Here is a 16,099-nt window from a genome sequence, read left to right as displayed (position 1 = left end):
AAATCGGGAGCTTTTTTATTGCCAATTAGTTTCAGGTAGTAGTTTGATCTGAAATAGTTTGAGGAAGTAGAGAGTGAGCCGAGGAGAAGATGAACTAAGAGAGTATTAATGAGCTGACATTAAATTGCATCGTAACGAATGCCTGCCAGCTCTTTGAGGGATGATTTCTTTAGTCGCCGACCAGATGAAGGTCCTTGAGAACACTATTGAAATCGGTTTGTTGCGTTTTTAGCGCCAGTAAATGGCTTTGTTTGAAAAGCTATCAGCTTTTCAAGTTTGTCGCTTTATCGTTTGAGATATAAAGCTTATTTCTTTGAAGCTTCTTTCGATGTGTCTTTCCAGTATTGGATACGAACGCGATGAAGCTGTGCTCTTCTCATTTTTTTCATAAGGTATATTTCCTTCTCATTTAGCTGCTCTTCATGAGCTATTTTTATTGCCAACCATTCGAATCTAACGGTGTTTGAAGGCTAGTTCAATGATATAAATCACAAAATATAAAGAGTTCTGAGTACCATTTACATCAAAGTATGACCTAGATATCAACTGTGGCTCAATTTCATCGTATGAGCCGTTTTACGAATTTAAGGTTAAATATCTCAGATGACAAACTCATTTCAGTATCAATACAGTTCTATGATACCTATTTAATAGACCGGATTACCTCAAGTTTAGTTCCCAAAATTTGTTGGCAACTCACAATAAGTTACACGGTAACTTAAATCCAATGGAATCTCACTGTTTTTTATTCACACCGGTCTATACGATACAAACTCAAAATGGGATTATGTTTGTCACGGATGGCGCTTTTAGTAAAAAAGCGAGTAATAGTAAATTTAAATGGACGTAATAATGAGCAAGGTCATTCTACAAGGACATATTCTCGTGCCAGACAACGAACTAGAGTTGGTAACACAAGCGCTAGTCGTTCATAAGGAACTCACACTGGCAGAACCTGGTTGTATTGTATTTCGTGTCAGCCAAAGCACACTTCAGCCTAACCGTTTCGAAGTTTATGAAGAGTTCACCAGTCGTGAGGCATTTCAAGCCCACCAAAGTAGAGTTAGATCCTCCAACTGGGGCAAGATAACCAAGAACGTGACACGTCACTATCAAGTGACCGATGTGACCACACCATCATGACCCAAGCATTAGCCAGCCAAATCGCAGCCTTGATCTCACAAGATCCTCTGCGGATGAAGGTTTTAGAGTGCGTGTCTCAACTCGAGCTGCCGCAATGCTATGTGGCAGCCGGCTTTGTGCGGAATCTCGTCTGGGATCACCTGCATGGCTTTGACGTCCCAACACCGCTCAACGACATTGATGTGATCTATTTTGAACGCAGTGGTAGTGACTACGAATTAAACCTTCAATACGAAGCCCAACTTCTAGAGTGGCTACCTGAACTCAATTGGCAGGTTCGTAATCAAGCCAACATGCACACTCGAAATAACGATACTCCTTATCAAAGCACATTAAATGCCATGGGCTACTGGCCCGAGAAAGAAACAGCCATCGCCGTAAAACAAAACCTCAGCGGGCATATCGAATGTATATCGGCTTTTGGCTTAGAAAGCCTATTTGATTTGAAGATCACGCCTAACCCCAATCGTAGTCGTGATACGTTTGACCAAAGAGTCCAATCTAAAAACTGGTTAACTCATTGGCCAAAGTTAACGATTGAAAACAGCTAACGACTAACCAAAGTTAGCTCTGGCACCAATTAACTGACAGTCGAATTCAAAGCTAAAACGATTGACTAAAAGTCCAATCAGATCGAACATGCTCGCCTTTCTCAAATCAAACGCGCCTTTCACGGACAGTGCGCCCTATCATCTGACTGAGTAACGACCATGAACCAACAATACATGTTGCAAGCACTTCAAGCTTCGCACCAAGCCCTGCCTGATTGCCAACCAAACCCTCCGGTGGGTTGCATTTTGGTGAAAAACGATAAGGTTGTGTCTGTTGGGTACACACAGAAAGTCGGTGGCAACCACGCTGAAGTGGAAGCGCTGAATCACTATGATGGCGACATGGAAGGCGTAACAGCCTATGTGACATTAGAGCCTTGTTCTTTTGTCGGTAGGACACCGGCTTGTGCTAACACATTGGTGAAAGCAGGCGTAAAACACGTTGTCGTTGCTATGTTAGACCCAGACCCACGCAATAACGGGCGCGGTGTAGCAATACTGGAATCCCATGGCGTCAAAGTCGATGTGGGGTTATGCCAAGCACAAGTGAGTGCCTTTTTAACCCCGTACCTTGGTAAGTCATAACAGCTATCAGCTAATTTATTGCCTACCTAGACAACGACCGACTTATCACTAAACAAGCGGAACCTAATCCACTTTAACTCGATAGAGTGGATTTGCAGGCTTATCAACAAAGTATGACCAGATATGTTCGTAAACCGCATGTTGGTTAGGGAATGGTGCCAACGCTTTCGCTTCCTCTAAACTGCACCAACGATACTCAGTGTGCTCATGGTTCAACTCTACCGCTTGGTTAGGTGGGCACAACACGGCAAATATTGGAATGAGTTGAATCACATTGACGTTAGCCTCGTAAAACTGCTCTAGAAATTGAGCGTTATACAGCGCTTTTGCCTCAATCTTGGTTTCTTCTTCAAACTCACGCACGATTGCCTGCCAGCCAGTTTCACCCGCTTCGATCGAGCCTGCAACATGGCACCAATACCCACCTTTCACACGCTTCATTAATAGCATTTTTGTTTGCCCGTCGATCTCAGAAAGAGCGACACCAGCCACAATCGAAGTATTGAGTGGAATCATAACGTTACCTTATCTTGAACACCAAACGTGCAAGCCTAGCACCCTTCGTTTATCAAAAACGTCTCTTGGAATGAAAAACGAGAGACCAATCATTAATTTGTATTGTTTGCCTGAACACTTGAGCATTGCGCAGGTAATCATGTCACTTCTTACAAGCGAAGGCGCTATTTCTTATTTGAGAGGCTTTTCGATAAAGAGTAGAATCGCCGCCTTATACTGTATTTATGCTCTCAAAGCATCGGCCATAGGCCCACAGTCATTTATCAACATAAAGTAAGACAACTATATGCACTCATCAAACTCCGCACACGACTCAGAAAACAGCCACACACCTGAGCATTGCTTCACTCGCTTTCAACAGCCGATCGAGTCATATTCGTTGCCAGAGCGTTTCACCTTTCCGTTTTATTACGAACCACACCCACTATGTGAAATCGCATCTCAACAGCTTCAACAGCATCTAGAAACACAAACCGACTGGCAACACGACTTCGGGCTAGATTCTGATGAAGGTCGCGGCAAAATGTTTGGTGTATTACTGGTGAAAAGCCCTGAAGGTGAACTTGGTTACTTCTCTGCTTTCTCTGGGAAAATCGCCGACCAAAATCTACTGCCCCACTTTGTGCCACCAGTATTTGACATGCTAAGCAGCGACAGTTTTTTCCATCAAGATACAGCCGACATGATGGCTGTGAATGCAAAATTCAAAGCACTGCAAGCTAACGCAGAATATCTAGAGTTGTGTGAACAATTAACACAGCAAAAAGCGCAGGCAGAACAAGAGATTGAAGCTCAACGCTTGTTGATCATTGAAGGCCGCAAAACACGTAAAGCGCAACGTGAACAAGGCAAAGCAAACCTTGATGAGCAGGCTTTCGAGCAGCTAAATAACGAGCTAAACAAAGCCAGTGTAGCCGACAAGAATCAGCAGAAGTACCTTAAACTCAACTGGGAACAGACCCTAAATGAGCTTCAAGGCAAAGTTGATGTCTTTAAAACTCAATTGGCTGAACTCAAAGAGCAAAGAGCACACATTTCTCATCAGCTCCAACACAAGTTGTTTTCACAGTACGCTTTCCAAAATGCGGAAGGAAACGTTGAAGACCTTAACCAAATCTTTGAAAACACGCCAAACAAGATACCGCCAGCAGGCTCTGGCGAATGTGCTGCCCCTAAATTGCTTCAATACGCGTACTTGAACGGTTACACACCATTGGCACTGGCTGAGTTTTGGTGGGGGCGCTCACCGAAATCAGAGATCCGCAAACACAAGAAATACTACGCCTCTTGCCAAAGCAAATGTGTACCGATCCTTGGTCATATGATGAAAGGTCTTGAAGTGGATCCAAATCCACTATTAGAGAACCCAGCGGAAGGCAAAGAGCTCGATATTCTGTTCCAAGATGAGCACATTGTTGTGGTTCATAAGCCGGCAGGGTTTCTTTCCGTACCAGGTAAAACCATCAAAGATTCCGCCTACACTCGCGTTCAGGAAATGCATCCCGATGTGGAAGGGCCGTTCGTGATCCACCGTTTGGACATGGCGACCTCTGGCATTCTGATATTCGCCCTCACTCGACGTGCAAACAAAAGCTTGCAGAAGCAGTTCATTACTCGTGAAGTCGAGAAGCGATATGTCGCAATGATTGAAGGCGTTCTAGCAGAAGATGAAGGCTATGTTCGACTGCCACTGCGTGGTGATTTGTATGACCGCCCTCGTCAGATTGTCTGCTACGAACATGGTAAACCTGCAGAAACCAAATGGGAAGTGATTGAGCGAAACGAGCAAACCACTAAGGTTTACCTGCACCCTAAAACAGGGCGTACACACCAGTTACGTGTTCACTGTTCACATGAAGAAGGGCTTCATATGCCTATCGTCGGTGATGGCTTGTATGGCAACAAAGCTGACCGTCTTCACCTACACGCAGAAAGGCTCGCACTGCACCACCCAATCACCAAAGAGTGGATGGAATTCCAGTTCGATGCAGAGTTCTAAAGGCTATCATCAATAACGAGCCTTAATGATAAGGAGTCACACCATTTGTGGCTCCTCCGTTCACTTCCCTCTATTTTCACCCGCTTGTTTCTCCTACCTCTTTCGGGTATATCGCCACGCTTATTGCACTACATCAAGGTTCATTTTGTTGTGAGGCGTAGGATGCCCCTCTTCAACTTTCCTTGAGGCCTTTGATATGTCATCAGCTGCTTTGAATTTACACCCTAATACTCAGACATCTTCTTTGATTGCTGCTCAAACACCAAAAGAGTTAAAAACAATTACGACCAGAAAACCGGATCTGAATTCGGCCATGTTAAATCTGATCGAAGAAGTGAAAAACGAACTCCCTCTATACGAATCAGAAACGTTTATCTGTGGGCCAAAAGGAAACTGCTCGGGTTGCTCTAAGAAACTGCTAGAGATGGTCGACACAGAATTGATGTACTGGGAACACAGTATCTCAATGGGACAAGGGCCAAACTTCGAAGAACTGCGTCGCTTCGGTAAGCTATGCAGCAGTGTAAGACGTGGCTTAGAAAGAAACGGGCTCGTAGAAAAGCGTCCGAGAAAAAGATAACAAGTTCAGAAGGTAAATATTACCGACAACACTTATCACTAACTGGTTGAAGTTATTAACTATAAGAGTGATAATGTTTTGTAATACAATTTAGCAGTCAGACAATATCTCAGAGGCTTTCGCTACCTTCTTTAGCGAGTCCATTCTTCATGTTTGATGTGTCTACGCCTTCTGAAACACAACATTACATCCATTAGAAATCTTTTCTTGGATAACGGGGAGAGACCTTGAAGAAACCACAACCAGTACTGGGTAAGACCGGTATGCTATTTTTCCTCGTGATTATCAGCGCGTTTCCTCCGCTAACCATCGATCTTTATTTGCCGGCACTTCCGCAAATGGTCGAGGTGTTCAATACCGATCAATCGATGGTCAACCTAACCCTAAGCAGCTACTTCGTTACCTATGCAGTCGGCCTGTTATTCTGGGGACCACTCAGTGAAAAATTTGGCCGTAAGCCGATTCTATTGATTGGCTTGGCGAGTTATATGGTGGCGAGCATATTGTGTGCAATGACTCACAGCATCGAACAGCTAATAAGTGCTCGTATCTTCCAAGCGTTTGCGGGCAGTGCCATCACGGTTATTGCCACCGCCATTGTGAAAGACCTTTATGAAGGTCGTGAACGTGAAAAGATCATGGCGACTATCATGTCACTAGTGATTATCGCACCCATGGTCGCGCCTGTATTTGGTGCCTTCCTGTTAAAGATCGCATCTTGGAGAATGATGTTCGTCACTCTCGCGATTTTTGGCGCATTCGCCTCAGTATTAGCGTTCTGCTATCGAGAAACACTTGAAACCAAGTACCAAGGTTCTATGTTCCGTTCATGGGGAAGAATGGGCGTAGTCATGAAAAACCGCTCGTTCGTCAAGCTACTGGTTATTTTCTCTATCACACCAATGGCGCTGATGGGCTTTCTAGCTGCAGGATCGTACATTTACATCAATGACTTCGGACTCACCGAACAACAATTCAGTTACGCGTTCGCATTCAACGCATTGTGCGCCTCATTCGGGCCAACCATTTATATGAAGTTGTCCTATCGCATGCCAGTTCAAAAAGTCATCACCGGATGTTTTGCTTTATTGGCGCTTGCGGGCATCTTCACCCTAACTATTGGTGACCTGTCCCCTTGGTTCTTCATGTTCATCGCTGCACCAGCGACACTGATGGCGATCATCATGCGAGTACCCGGCACTAACTTGATGCTGAACCAGCAAGACCACGACACAGGCTCTGCAGTTGCACTGATTCAGTTCTTTAGCATGATCTGTGGCTCACTTGGCATGGTCTTGGTTTCAATCCGCCCAGACTCGTTAATTGAAAACCTCGGCTTTATCCAATTATCCGTCGGCACCCTAGGTGGCTTGATGTGGCTAATGGTTAGAAACAAAGAGTATGTGACGACGAAGCTGAATTAAGGTTGTTCCAATATCTAATCTTGTACTTAAACACGATTTAGGGCGTCCTCGATCGTGTTCGAGGTCTCGTGATACCTAGCCTTAGCGCATATTAACTCCAATCACCTCAATTGGAGTTAATACCATGAATTGGACACATTTACTGTTCATACCCCTACTTCTTCTTTGCAATTCTGCCGTCGCGTTCGATGTCGGATTCACTCAAGTCACCTTAACTGACGACCCTAATCGCCCGCTAAATACTGCCATTTGGTATCCCACATCAGATAAATCAGACACAACCTTGATTGGCGATAACCCCGCTTTCATCGGTACGCAAGTCATCAGGGATGGGGAGGTTCAATCAGGTACCTTTCCTGTGGTGCTTTTATCGCATGGCTATCGAGGAAATTGGCGAAACCAAAACTGGTTGGCGACCAAACTTGCGAGTCGTGGCTACATCGTGGCCGCCGCCGATCATCCGGGTACCACCTCTTTCGACCAGTCTCCAGAACAAGCAGCAAAGTGGTGGGAAAGACCCCGAGATATATCGCGTATGCTGGACTATTTGTTATCCGAAACCTCGTGGAAGCAGTCTGCTAACGTCGACAATATTACCGCGATCGGGCATTCATTGGGTGGTTGGACTGTGATGCAATTGGCGGGAGCGAAAATGGATAGGCAAACCTTTGAGGCGAATTGTCTCATATCCCCCAACCCAAGAACTTGTGGGCTTGCCGAAGAGTTAGGGCTATCCAAAGTCCAAGCTAAAGAATCAAACAATAAAGATCTTTCAGACCCAAGAATTCAACGTGTAGTCAGCCTTGATTTAGGGCTTGCTCGTAGCTTTTCAGTCGGCAGCTTAAATGGCATCACAGTACCAACTTTAATACTGGCTGCTGGGATCGATATAGGAGATCTTCCTCAGGCATTGGAGTCTGGCTATATTGCCGAGCACATGCCACTGAACTCTAGACGCTACAAGGTCTATGAAAACGCCACCCATTTCAGCTTCGTTCAAGGCTGTAAACCCGGAGCTATACCTTTGCTTAATGAAGAGGTACCAGGCGATGGCATTATTTGTAAAGATGGCATTGGCACATCACGCGACCAGTTACATAAACTCTTCTTCAATAACATCGTTCGCTTTCTGAATCGATAAACGAAAAGCAAACACACTCAATCTAACACTTGTGGTGACCTTCGAAACTCACTTGGAGTTTGCCCAGTAATCCTTGAAAACTCCCTATTGAAATTAGACTTAGTCTGAAAGCCTGAACTAAGGAAGATGTCAGTTATCGCTTCATCCGTTTGCTTCAGGAGCGCCTTAGCGTACTCAACTCGATAGGCGTTAATCACCTTCGAAATGTTCTGTTGGTGAGTTTGATTAACTGCAGAAGATATCTTGCGAGCAGGAATACCTAGCTTTCGTGCCAAGCGATTGAGAGACAGGTCAGGATCTTTAAACAGTTGATGCTCACTCATCAATGCATCGAACTTAGCCATGATCTGAGCAGTTTCTTCAGCTTGGTCTTTATCTAAGCTGCTCGCCTCTTCTGGCGAGCGTTGTGACATGGGAGAGAAAACCTGCGCTTGCTGATTTTTTTCTTCGGTAGGCGTGCTAATACTGACCACCATCACAGCGGACACAATGGCTGGAATAAGAACCAGATAGCTAATCGATAAAATCAGGTTGGTGTGCTGCGCGTTCAACAGCAAGATATCGTAAGAGAGCACACTGTCTACCAAAGCGGAGAATAGTAGCATTACACCTGCAACCCGTTCAGCAACCAACACTTTCGAGATATCGGTTAGCCGCACTTGTTCCGGTACGGTGCTCGACGACTTCAACAGCAAACCACCATAGCCGAGATAGAGCAAAATCAGCAATACATCAAGGGTTCCCGCCCAGAGGTGCGTGTAGAAAAGTGAGCCAACTAAAACAGCAATCGGGCCTAGCCAATGCAAATGTGCACTAGGTTGGCTTCGATGAGCTCCCGAAAAACAGAGCCAAGCCGCCACAGGAACACAGGCACCGAGAATGGGTTGTAAGAAGCGAAACAACGCAATATCAAACGTCCACCGCAGGCCTACCACCGTAACCATTAACGCGCAGAGAATGATAAACCAAAATGGCTTTTGACTGGTTTGTGAGTAACGGCATCGAAGCAGCACACCTGTCATCAATAACAACAGCGCAGCGACAAATGGTAAAGGAATGGCAAGCATCAACAGTCCGTTTAAGTTCGAGAAAAGATCACTTCCTCTTCAAAGCACTTCATTAGCGAAGTAAGTGAGCGAACCAGTGATACATATTGAATATCAATCTATGGTAAATCATTCCTCTGACAAAAATCTAGAGCGAAACCTTGATGGTGTTAAACCAATGATTTTCATAAAGACTTTTCGGAAGCTATTGACGTCTTCATACCCAACTAAGTAGCTGATTTGTTCTACTGGCTTATGGGAACTTTCCAGTAGCTCACACGCGCTTTGAACACGCACATGTTGAATATAGTTAATCGGAGTCAAGGTCGTCGCTTTGGTAAATTGTCGAATAAAGGTTCGTCGCGTCATGAAGGCTTCCTCCGACAATTGATCGAGTGTCAAAGGAAGGTGGTGATTCTTTTGAATAAAGCGCTGCACAGACACAATCTTGTCATTCCCATGAGCGTAGTTAGGCACAAAACTTTGGTAGTAGCGCTGCTCTCTCAGCCCCGTATCCAACACCAGATATTTACCCAAATTACGCGTATTGGTTGGCGTCGTGTATTTAGTCAGGATAAACAGAGCCAAATCCATCCACGACATCAAACCACCAGCAGTAATGATGTCATCGTCATCGATCAGAATTTTATCGATATCCACTTCGATTCCAGTATGGAGCTCCGAAAACAGTTGTTGAGCTTGCCAGTGCGTGGTGACGGTTCGCCCTTCTAGCAATCCGGTTTGAGCAAGAATGAACACGCCTGCGCACGCTGAACACAATATTGAACCCTTTTGATGAGAGTCAATCAGGTAATCCGTTAGCCTATCATCACGCTCTAGGTAGTAGCTGCCATCTAGGTTGGGCGGCAATAAAATGATATCGGCTTTAGACTCTTCATTTGAGTTACCCGATGAAACCGATAAGTCGCCATAAGGCTTGATCTCAACCTGGAACTGAACCGTTTCACTTTCAGAATCAAGGCTGTTCGCCATCTGAAGGAACTCTTTTACTCCGAACACAGCGCTCTGCAGAGAGCCTGGGTAATCGATGATTTCGACCTTTACTGATTTTGTCACTATTGCCATAGAGTCTGTCATTTTTGACGTGCGTTAAAAAACAGAGAGTAGTCATAATATCCCTACACCACAAGACATTAACAACAAAGGTATGAATTATGAGCAATACAGCACTACTACTTATTGATTTCCAAAACGACTACTTTCCTTCATACGAAGGCGCGAAATGGGCACTCTCTGAAACAGAAAAAGCGGCAGAAAAAGGCGCGCAATTACTCGAGACATTCCGCAATAAGAAACGACCAATTGTTCATGTACGCCATGAATTTCCAACCAATGAAGCACCGTTCTTCTTGCCACATTCCGATGGTGCTCAAATCCATAGCAGCGTAGCACCTCTGCAAGGTGAGCCAGTGATTGTGAAACAGCAGATCAATAGCTTTAGAGATACAGAACTGGACAAAGTATTGAAGGAACAAGGCGTTGAAAGGCTAATCATTGTCGGCGCGATGAGCCACATGTGTATTGACGCAGTGACTCGCGCAGCAACTGACTTGGGTTATGAATGTCACGTCGCCCATGATGCTTGCACCACACTGGATATGGAGTTCAATGGCGTTAAAGTACCGGCAGCACATGTTCACGCCGCATTCATGGCAGCACTTAGCTTTGGTTATAGCAACGTTGCCACAGCAAACGAGCTAGAGAAGCTGCTTTAATCAAGATCCGCCTATGTGGTAAGCACTCAGATTCGTGATTGCCACCTAAACTGACGGTCTACATATTAAAAGCACAAAAAAGGCGCCGATTAAGGCGCCTTCTGACTAGAAACAATTTCTTATTAAGCTGCGGCAGTTTGACGCGCAGGATGCTTAATAAACACAGCAACGATAGCAACAATAGCCAATGCGAAACAGTAGTACGAGTTAGAAACAATCTCTAGCGGAGATAGGTTAAATACCGAACCTAATAACAATACCTGAGCACCGTATGGCAACACACCTTGAATCACACAAGAAAAGATATCCAATAAACTTGCTGAGCGACGTGGAGATACATCGTTCTCTTCTGCTAATTGACGAGCCACGCTACCAGACACAATAATCGCTACGGTGTTGTTTGCCGTGCACATGTTGACCATAGACACCAAACCAGCAATACCCAACTCACTTGCGCGGCCGTTCGCTTGCTTAGAGTGTGAAGAGCCGAATGCACGAATCATGCTACTGACTAGGTTAGTCAAGAAAGCTAGACCACCTTGGCGACGCATCAGCTCACTCAAACCACCGATCAACATCGACAGTAAGAAAATTTCCTGCATGTTACCAAAGCCAGCATAGATATCTTGCGCGTAATCCGTTAAGCCGTAGTTCTCCACTGAACCTAAGCTAACGCCACCTGCCAGTAAGATACCGATGGTTAGCACAACAAACACGTTCATGCCTGATACCGCAAGAATCAAGATAGTGATGTACGGCAGTACTTTAAGCCACTCGATTGGACCCGTTTCAGGCACTTGAGTCGCAGTGCTGTTAAAAGCAAAGATAACAATCGCGATTAGTGCAGCAGGAAGTGCGATACGGATGTTCTCTTTAAACTTGTCTCTCATCTCACAGCCTTGCGAGCGCGTCGCGGCAATCGTGGTGTCAGAGATGATAGAAAGGTTGTCACCAAACATCGCACCACTTAGCACCACGCCGGCTGTCAGTGGAATGCTCATGCCAGCAGAATCTGCAATGCCCAGTGCAACAGGGGCTACCGCCGCGATGGTGCCCATCGAAGTACCCATTGCTGTTGCGATGAAAGCAGAAATTAGGAAGATACCCGGTAGGATCATGCTCGTCGGGATCGCCGACAAGCCAAGGTTTACCGTCGCATCTACACCACCAGAAGCCTTAGCAACGGCTGCAAAAGCACCTGCCAATAGGTAGATCATACACATTGCGATAATGTCTTTGTGACCTACTCCACTTAAGAACTGTTCGATAGCACGGTTCAATTTATCTTTGCTCAACAGCAGCGCCAACATCACAGCAGGTAGAGCCGCAATCGGAGCTGGAAGCTGATAGAAAGCAAAATCGACGCCTTGCAGCGACAGGTAGGTACCTACGCCGATAAAAAGCGCAAGGAACACGATCAGAGGGATAAGCGCCACTGCCGAAGGGGCAATTACCGCATTAGAATTTTTCGAATTGGACATGGAACGACAACACAATAGAACAGGAAGGAGAGCAGACTAATGTCACACTTAGGACTTGTCAACGTCTAGACGTCTAAACGCCCAATTTAATGCAAAGTAATAAGCACACCATTGAACATCACATAATAGAAAAGGCTATTTACTCACCAGTAAATAGCCTTTCGAGAATAGATAGCGTTTACACAGAAACTCGCTTTTTCTTATTTAGTGCGCTTGCTAGTTTAGCTTTTTTGTTTGAACGTCACTTGGTATTCACCAATGCCTTCGTAGTGGAAAGTCGTCGGCTTATCGAAGCCGATCTCCACGATACCGCAGTAAGAGCCCGTGATAATGGCTTCACCCGCTTGGAAATCAACGCCACGACGAGTCATGTAGTTAATCAGCCAGTAGATAGGGCTTGGTGGTAATGTATTTGGGTGCTTACCTGCGAACGCTTGAACTTGTTCGCCTTGAGTCACTTCGATATTGATCTCAGCAGAAGTGAATGCTTTTTCACGATCAATCTCTGGACCAATGAACAAACCTTGGTTTACTAGGCCGTCAGCAAGCTTTTCGTAGAACTCAGCGCCGCTGTCATCAGCAAAACGAGACTGCATTAGCTCAAGTGCCATGTGGCAAGAACCGATCGCGTCGTTGATTTGCTCTTCGCTGTAGCCTTCTTGGTTTGCAGGCAGGCTCTTAGCAAGCGTGAATGCAATTTCAGGCTCAACACGCACTACGTCGTTGTCAGCAAACAGTTCGCAAACTTCACCTTGTTGAACGCTACCCGAAAAGATAGGTGCAACAACAAACTTGTCTTCAGCCAGAGGAAGTAAACACTTCCAACCACCGACTTTATCGCTCTTGAGATCGATCATTGATGATTGAATCTTTAGCGCATCTTCCAAGTTGTTCGGACGGTACTGTTCGTTCAATCTTGGTGCTTTGGTTCCCGCAACGCGGCGACTTAGCAGTTCTTCAGCCGCTTGTCTAAATACATTTGTCATATAATACCACCTTTATTTTTATGACCCGTATAATATCGGATTTATTGAAGCTTGAATAGACAATTCAACAACGATGCACCACCGAAAATTCAGTCCTCAATTTTCACATATTCTAGACGCAAACAACTGAAATTATTTTGATTTAAAGAACATAAAAGCCAGTAAGTTGCTTACTGGCTTTTCGATGTATTGCTGATGATTAGGCTTTACTGCCCTTTCAACGTCTTCTTCAGATTCTGCATGAAGTTTCTGAAGTGAGGCATGAAATCAACAAACAGAGGGTGTTTTCTATCTTGCATCATCAATGGACCTAGCAAGCGAATACTCACTCCTAGTCGCGCTGCTGATTGCTCGTCTAAGCCGCTGTCTTGTTTGATCTTCTCAACAATCGCGAACATATTTTCTCTGTCTTCAATTTCAAACTGCATGGTTTGCAGTTCACGATCTTCTTTGATATTCACTTCTTCGATAGTGATACGGTAGTTATTGTGTTTGCCTGTGAATGCTTTCATGTGGATCTCCTAAAATGCTTAAAAAGTGTTTTGGTTAGCTCTTCATGAATCGTTCGAGCTTAGGTTTAACCGTCATCGACATCACGACCATGATCGCAAGGCCAATGGGAAGTGCGGCAATAAATCCATTAAACCATCCACTGGTAAACGCCGATGTATCCGAAAATCCAATGTTATTTGCCGCTGTTACAAATGCCATGATGGACTCCATGATAAACGCCATAATCAATCCCACGATTAGGTTGCGAGCTTTCTCGCCGTAATTGGGCAATACCTTAGCGACCAACTTAGTCACCAAAGTCATCATCACCATGCCAATTGGCATCATAATCACGACAACTAGCGCTAACGAAGAGAGCCAGTTGCCAATGAATGCCTCACCGAACCCGACATTCATATAGGTCATCACGGCCGTTAAGCTGCCGCCAATGGTTAGCATTAAGCTCATCATGACCAAAATTTTATATAAAACGGGTGTACCTTTTTGCTCAGGAAGAGTTGGCGTTAGTGTTGCTTGAATCGTCATATCTATTTCCTGTCTTGAATTTACGAATAATTAAGTTGATAATGTCAACTATAAATACAGTGGTTGATATTGTCAACTACATTTCTGAGGATCGTTTATGTCTGATAACACATCGCTAGAATCCATCTTTCGCTTGGTGCACTCTTTGAAACGTCAAATGAGCGAGCAGATTGAGAGCTTAGATTCTGAGATCGCACCCATGAATATTCGTGTCATGAAGATCATTACTAAGAAGTCTCCATGTACGGCTATCGATATCGCTCACTTCTTAAACCGCGATAAAGCGCAGGTTACGAGATTAGTTAATGCGTTGATCAATCAAGAGCTTGTGAAGAAATCTCCAAACCCAGAAGACAAGCGTAGCCAGCTATTGGTTCTGACCGATAAGGGTGAAGAGATCATGGGTAAGGTCTCGAATATTGATCGAGAGATGCTGCAGAGAATGACCAAAGGCATGGCCGAAGATGAACTAGAACAGTTCCGAAAAGTCGCCAACAAAATGGCTAAGAATCTGGAAGATTGCGCTAAGTAGAAGAAGCCCTTTCAAACAAGTCATTCGTTTCAAAAAGCAAAAACGCCACCGGATCGTACGATTGGTGGCGTTTTGTGTATCAGCTGGTTCTATAGATTCGCGCTATGAAGACATCGATTAAAATGGTCGTTCTAGTTTGATGCCAATTTCCACCAGGCTTGCACAGATACTGGTTCTGAAATTACTAAACGTTCCCCCATCACAGGGCTTACCATCTGTACGTCTCGCTCTTTACTTATCGCCAAAGCTTGTTCCATCGGGTCTTGCCAGTCGTGCATGGAAAGATCAAACGTACTGTTGTGGATTGGCATCATCACTTTACCTTGAAGGTCGATGTGCGCTTGAACGCTTTGCTCTGGAAACATATGAATATCGGCCCAAAGTGAGTTGTACGCACCCGTTTCTACCATGGTCAAATCAAACGGCCCGAAACGTTCACCAATCTCTTTGAAGCCATTGAAGTAACCAGAGTCACCACTAAAGAATACTTTCTTATCTGAAGCGTTAATCACCCAACTACCCCATAGGGTTTGGTCACGGTCAAGCAAGCCACGACCAGAGAAATGTTGGGTTGGAGTCAAAGTAAACTCGATGTCGGCAGCTATTGCTGATTCCCACCAGTTCAACTCAATGATCTTTGCTTTATCCACGCCCCACTTTTCCAACAGTGCGCCCACTCTTAATGGCACTAAGAATGTCCCTACTTTGTCGGCTAATACTTTAACCGCACCTTTATCTAAATGGTCGTAATGATCATGGCTGATCACTACCACATCAATATCAGGTAATTCTTGTAGTGAAATTGGTGTTGGGTGGAAACGCTTTGGTCCCATCCATTGCACGGGTGATGCACGATCACTGAATACAGGATCGGTCATCACTAACTTGCCATCCAGTTTCATCATCACGCTTGAGTGACCTAAGCGGTACGCAACGTCTTCTTGCTCTTGAATAAGCTGTTCTGCTGTCATCGGTATTAGAGGCAGTGCTGCGCGTGGTACTGGCTCATTTCTTTCCACGGTCACGTAAGCTTTCAATATTGAAAAAATATCAGACATACCCGATTTGTATTCCAGTTCACTGTTAACAAACTTCTTCGGAAGCTTATCTAGATTGTCATTTGATTGTGAACCTGTGCTTACGATAGCGACCACGGCAAGTACTCCTAAAATCGGTAATAGATATTTTTTCATTAGTCTCTCTTCAACCGTTGGGAAAGCCCAACCCAAAAACTACACTGGCTAGTTTACATACCAAAAAACAAAAGTAAACCAGTGAGTGTAATATTTTTATTCGTTGAATTTGGGTCTGAAACGCTCCGTATGCCGAGCAAAGACCAAT

General features: G+C 44.8%; 17 protein-coding genes. 9 read left to right on the top strand and 8 right to left on the bottom strand.

Annotated elements, in window-relative coordinates; all coding sequences use genetic code 11:
• The first annotated feature begins 852 nt into the window (after positions 1-852).
• The 3 genes from F0228_RS00175 (at position 853) to F0228_RS00165 (ending at position 2,279) form a co-directional block, all read left to right on the top strand.
• Entirely contained in the window at positions 853-1,143 is a 291-nt protein-coding gene (locus F0228_RS00175; RefSeq protein ID WP_171761655.1) for an antibiotic biosynthesis monooxygenase, read from the top strand.
• The gene (locus F0228_RS00170) at positions 1,140-1,694 is read left to right on the top strand and encodes a nucleotidyltransferase family protein (RefSeq protein ID WP_171761654.1); all 555 of its coding nucleotides are present in this window, start codon (positions 1,140-1,142) and stop codon (positions 1,692-1,694) included. Before F0228_RS00175 ends, F0228_RS00170 begins: the two co-directional genes overlap by 4 nt.
• Positions 1,695-1,853: 159 nt before the next feature.
• Positions 1,854-2,279, top strand: coding sequence for a bifunctional diaminohydroxyphosphoribosylaminopyrimidine deaminase/5-amino-6-(5-phosphoribosylamino)uracil reductase RibD (locus F0228_RS00165; protein WP_008217355.1), 426 nt, complete (start codon positions 1,854-1,856; stop codon positions 2,277-2,279).
• A 63-nt stretch (positions 2,280-2,342) separates the two neighbouring features.
• On the opposite strand, the gene F0228_RS00160 is transcribed toward F0228_RS00165, so the two are convergent.
• Positions 2,343-2,795, bottom strand: a complete 453-nt coding sequence (locus F0228_RS00160) for an NUDIX domain-containing protein (protein ID WP_008217356.1) — start codon at positions 2,793-2,795, stop codon at positions 2,343-2,345.
• A 286-nt stretch (positions 2,796-3,081) separates the two neighbouring features.
• On the opposite strand from F0228_RS00160, the gene F0228_RS00155 reads away from it, so the two are divergent.
• The 4 genes from F0228_RS00155 to F0228_RS00140 all read left to right on the top strand — a co-directional run bounded on the left by F0228_RS00155 (position 3,082) and on the right by F0228_RS00140 (position 7,939).
• A complete protein-coding gene (locus F0228_RS00155) occupies positions 3,082-4,794 on the top strand; it encodes an RluA family pseudouridine synthase (protein ID WP_061031295.1) in 1,713 nt (570 codons plus the stop codon).
• Between the two features lie 196 nt (positions 4,795-4,990).
• Entirely contained in the window at positions 4,991-5,374 is a 384-nt protein-coding gene (locus F0228_RS00150; protein WP_061031296.1) for a hypothetical protein, read from the top strand.
• 263 nt (positions 5,375-5,637) lie between these two features.
• Positions 5,638-6,798 carry a multidrug effflux MFS transporter gene (locus F0228_RS00145; protein WP_061031345.1) on the top strand — a complete coding sequence of 387 codons (1,161 nt, stop codon included), beginning with the start codon at positions 5,638-5,640 and terminating at the stop codon, positions 6,796-6,798.
• Positions 6,799-6,922: 124 nt separating this feature from the next.
• On the top strand, positions 6,923-7,939 hold the full coding sequence (locus F0228_RS00140) for an alpha/beta fold hydrolase (protein WP_171761653.1): 1,017 nt from the start codon (positions 6,923-6,925) through the stop codon (positions 7,937-7,939).
• A 17-nt stretch (positions 7,940-7,956) separates the two neighbouring features.
• Here the strand turns inward: F0228_RS00140 and F0228_RS00135 are convergent, their stop codons facing one another.
• Both F0228_RS00135 and F0228_RS00130 read right to left on the bottom strand, forming a co-directional pair.
• Positions 7,957-9,006 carry an AraC family transcriptional regulator gene (locus F0228_RS00135; RefSeq protein WP_171761652.1) on the bottom strand — a complete coding sequence of 350 codons (1,050 nt, stop codon included), beginning with the start codon at positions 9,004-9,006 and terminating at the stop codon, positions 7,957-7,959.
• Between the two features lie 108 nt (positions 9,007-9,114).
• Positions 9,115-10,071: a helix-turn-helix domain-containing protein gene (locus F0228_RS00130; protein WP_171761651.1), complete on the bottom strand. Its 957-nt coding sequence runs from the start codon at positions 10,069-10,071 to the stop codon at positions 9,115-9,117.
• An 89-nt stretch (positions 10,072-10,160) separates the two neighbouring features.
• Here F0228_RS00130 and F0228_RS00125 point away from each other — a divergent pair, with 89 nt between their 5' ends.
• Positions 10,161-10,721, top strand: coding sequence for a cysteine hydrolase family protein (locus F0228_RS00125; RefSeq protein WP_105057960.1), 561 nt, complete (start codon positions 10,161-10,163; stop codon positions 10,719-10,721).
• 122 nt (positions 10,722-10,843) lie between these two features.
• On the opposite strand, the gene F0228_RS00120 is transcribed toward F0228_RS00125, so the two are convergent.
• The 4 genes from F0228_RS00120 to F0228_RS00105 all read right to left on the bottom strand — a co-directional run bounded on the left by F0228_RS00120 (position 10,844) and on the right by F0228_RS00105 (position 14,226).
• Positions 10,844-12,202: a Na+/H+ antiporter NhaC family protein gene (locus F0228_RS00120; RefSeq protein ID WP_061031301.1), complete on the bottom strand. Its 1,359-nt coding sequence runs from the start codon at positions 12,200-12,202 to the stop codon at positions 10,844-10,846.
• A 221-nt stretch (positions 12,203-12,423) separates the two neighbouring features.
• Positions 12,424-13,188 (bottom strand): hypothetical protein, encoded by a 765-nt coding sequence (locus tag F0228_RS00115; RefSeq protein WP_061031302.1) that lies wholly within the window; start codon positions 13,186-13,188, stop codon positions 12,424-12,426.
• 206 nt (positions 13,189-13,394) lie between these two features.
• The gene (locus F0228_RS00110) at positions 13,395-13,700 is read right to left on the bottom strand and encodes a DUF3861 domain-containing protein (RefSeq protein ID WP_065584990.1); all 306 of its coding nucleotides are present in this window, start codon (positions 13,698-13,700) and stop codon (positions 13,395-13,397) included.
• A 34-nt stretch (positions 13,701-13,734) separates the two neighbouring features.
• Positions 13,735-14,226, bottom strand: a complete 492-nt coding sequence (locus tag F0228_RS00105) for a DUF2798 domain-containing protein (protein WP_061031304.1) — start codon at positions 14,224-14,226, stop codon at positions 13,735-13,737.
• Between the two features lie 97 nt (positions 14,227-14,323).
• On the opposite strand from F0228_RS00105, the gene F0228_RS00100 reads away from it, so the two are divergent.
• Positions 14,324-14,758: a MarR family winged helix-turn-helix transcriptional regulator gene (locus F0228_RS00100; RefSeq protein WP_061031305.1), complete on the top strand. Its 435-nt coding sequence runs from the start codon at positions 14,324-14,326 to the stop codon at positions 14,756-14,758.
• 131 nt (positions 14,759-14,889) lie between these two features.
• On the opposite strand, the gene F0228_RS00095 is transcribed toward F0228_RS00100, so the two are convergent.
• Positions 14,890-15,951, bottom strand: a complete 1,062-nt coding sequence (locus F0228_RS00095) for an MBL fold metallo-hydrolase (RefSeq protein ID WP_061031306.1) — start codon at positions 15,949-15,951, stop codon at positions 14,890-14,892.
• Between the last annotated feature and the right edge of the window lie 148 nt (positions 15,952-16,099).

Origin of the sequence: Vibrio sp. 99K-1, from assembly GCF_013114585.1 — a bacterium.
Classification (GTDB): Bacteria; Pseudomonadota; Gammaproteobacteria; order Enterobacterales; family Vibrionaceae; genus Vibrio; species Vibrio chagasii_B.
Note: the sequence above shows the minus strand (reverse complement) of the source record. Positions and strands in the feature narration are given on the sequence as shown.

What these genes read in the sequence shown, in the direction of transcription:
- F0228_RS00170 (WP_171761654.1), top strand. Translation starts at nt 1,140, where the DNA reads ATGACCCAAGCATTAGCCAGCCAAATCGCAGCCTTGATCTCACAAGAT.
- F0228_RS00135 (WP_171761652.1), bottom strand. Translation starts at nt 9,006, where the DNA reads ATGCTTGCCATTCCTTTACCATTTGTCGCTGCGCTGTTGTTATTGATG.
- F0228_RS00130 (WP_171761651.1), bottom strand. Translation starts at nt 10,071, where the DNA reads ATGGCAATAGTGACAAAATCAGTAAAGGTCGAAATCATCGATTACCCA.
- F0228_RS00145 (WP_061031345.1), top strand. Translation starts at nt 5,638, where the DNA reads ATGCTATTTTTCCTCGTGATTATCAGCGCGTTTCCTCCGCTAACCATC.
- F0228_RS00150 (WP_061031296.1), top strand. Translation starts at nt 4,991, where the DNA reads ATGTCATCAGCTGCTTTGAATTTACACCCTAATACTCAGACATCTTCT.
- F0228_RS00105 (WP_061031304.1), bottom strand. Translation starts at nt 14,226, where the DNA reads ATGACGATTCAAGCAACACTAACGCCAACTCTTCCTGAGCAAAAAGGT.
- F0228_RS00140 (WP_171761653.1), top strand. Translation starts at nt 6,923, where the DNA reads ATGAATTGGACACATTTACTGTTCATACCCCTACTTCTTCTTTGCAAT.
- F0228_RS00120 (WP_061031301.1), bottom strand. Translation starts at nt 12,202, where the DNA reads ATGTCCAATTCGAAAAATTCTAATGCGGTAATTGCCCCTTCGGCAGTG.
- F0228_RS00110 (WP_065584990.1), bottom strand. Translation starts at nt 13,700, where the DNA reads ATGAAAGCATTCACAGGCAAACACAATAACTACCGTATCACTATCGAA.
- F0228_RS00125 (WP_105057960.1), top strand. Translation starts at nt 10,161, where the DNA reads ATGAGCAATACAGCACTACTACTTATTGATTTCCAAAACGACTACTTT.
- F0228_RS00175 (WP_171761655.1), top strand. Translation starts at nt 853, where the DNA reads ATGAGCAAGGTCATTCTACAAGGACATATTCTCGTGCCAGACAACGAA.
- F0228_RS00100 (WP_061031305.1), top strand. Translation starts at nt 14,324, where the DNA reads ATGTCTGATAACACATCGCTAGAATCCATCTTTCGCTTGGTGCACTCT.
- F0228_RS00095 (WP_061031306.1), bottom strand. Translation starts at nt 15,951, where the DNA reads ATGAAAAAATATCTATTACCGATTTTAGGAGTACTTGCCGTGGTCGCT.
- F0228_RS00155 (WP_061031295.1), top strand. Translation starts at nt 3,082, where the DNA reads ATGCACTCATCAAACTCCGCACACGACTCAGAAAACAGCCACACACCT.
- F0228_RS00165 (WP_008217355.1), top strand. Translation starts at nt 1,854, where the DNA reads ATGAACCAACAATACATGTTGCAAGCACTTCAAGCTTCGCACCAAGCC.
- F0228_RS00160 (WP_008217356.1), bottom strand. Translation starts at nt 2,795, where the DNA reads ATGATTCCACTCAATACTTCGATTGTGGCTGGTGTCGCTCTTTCTGAG.
- F0228_RS00115 (WP_061031302.1), bottom strand. Translation starts at nt 13,188, where the DNA reads ATGACAAATGTATTTAGACAAGCGGCTGAAGAACTGCTAAGTCGCCGC.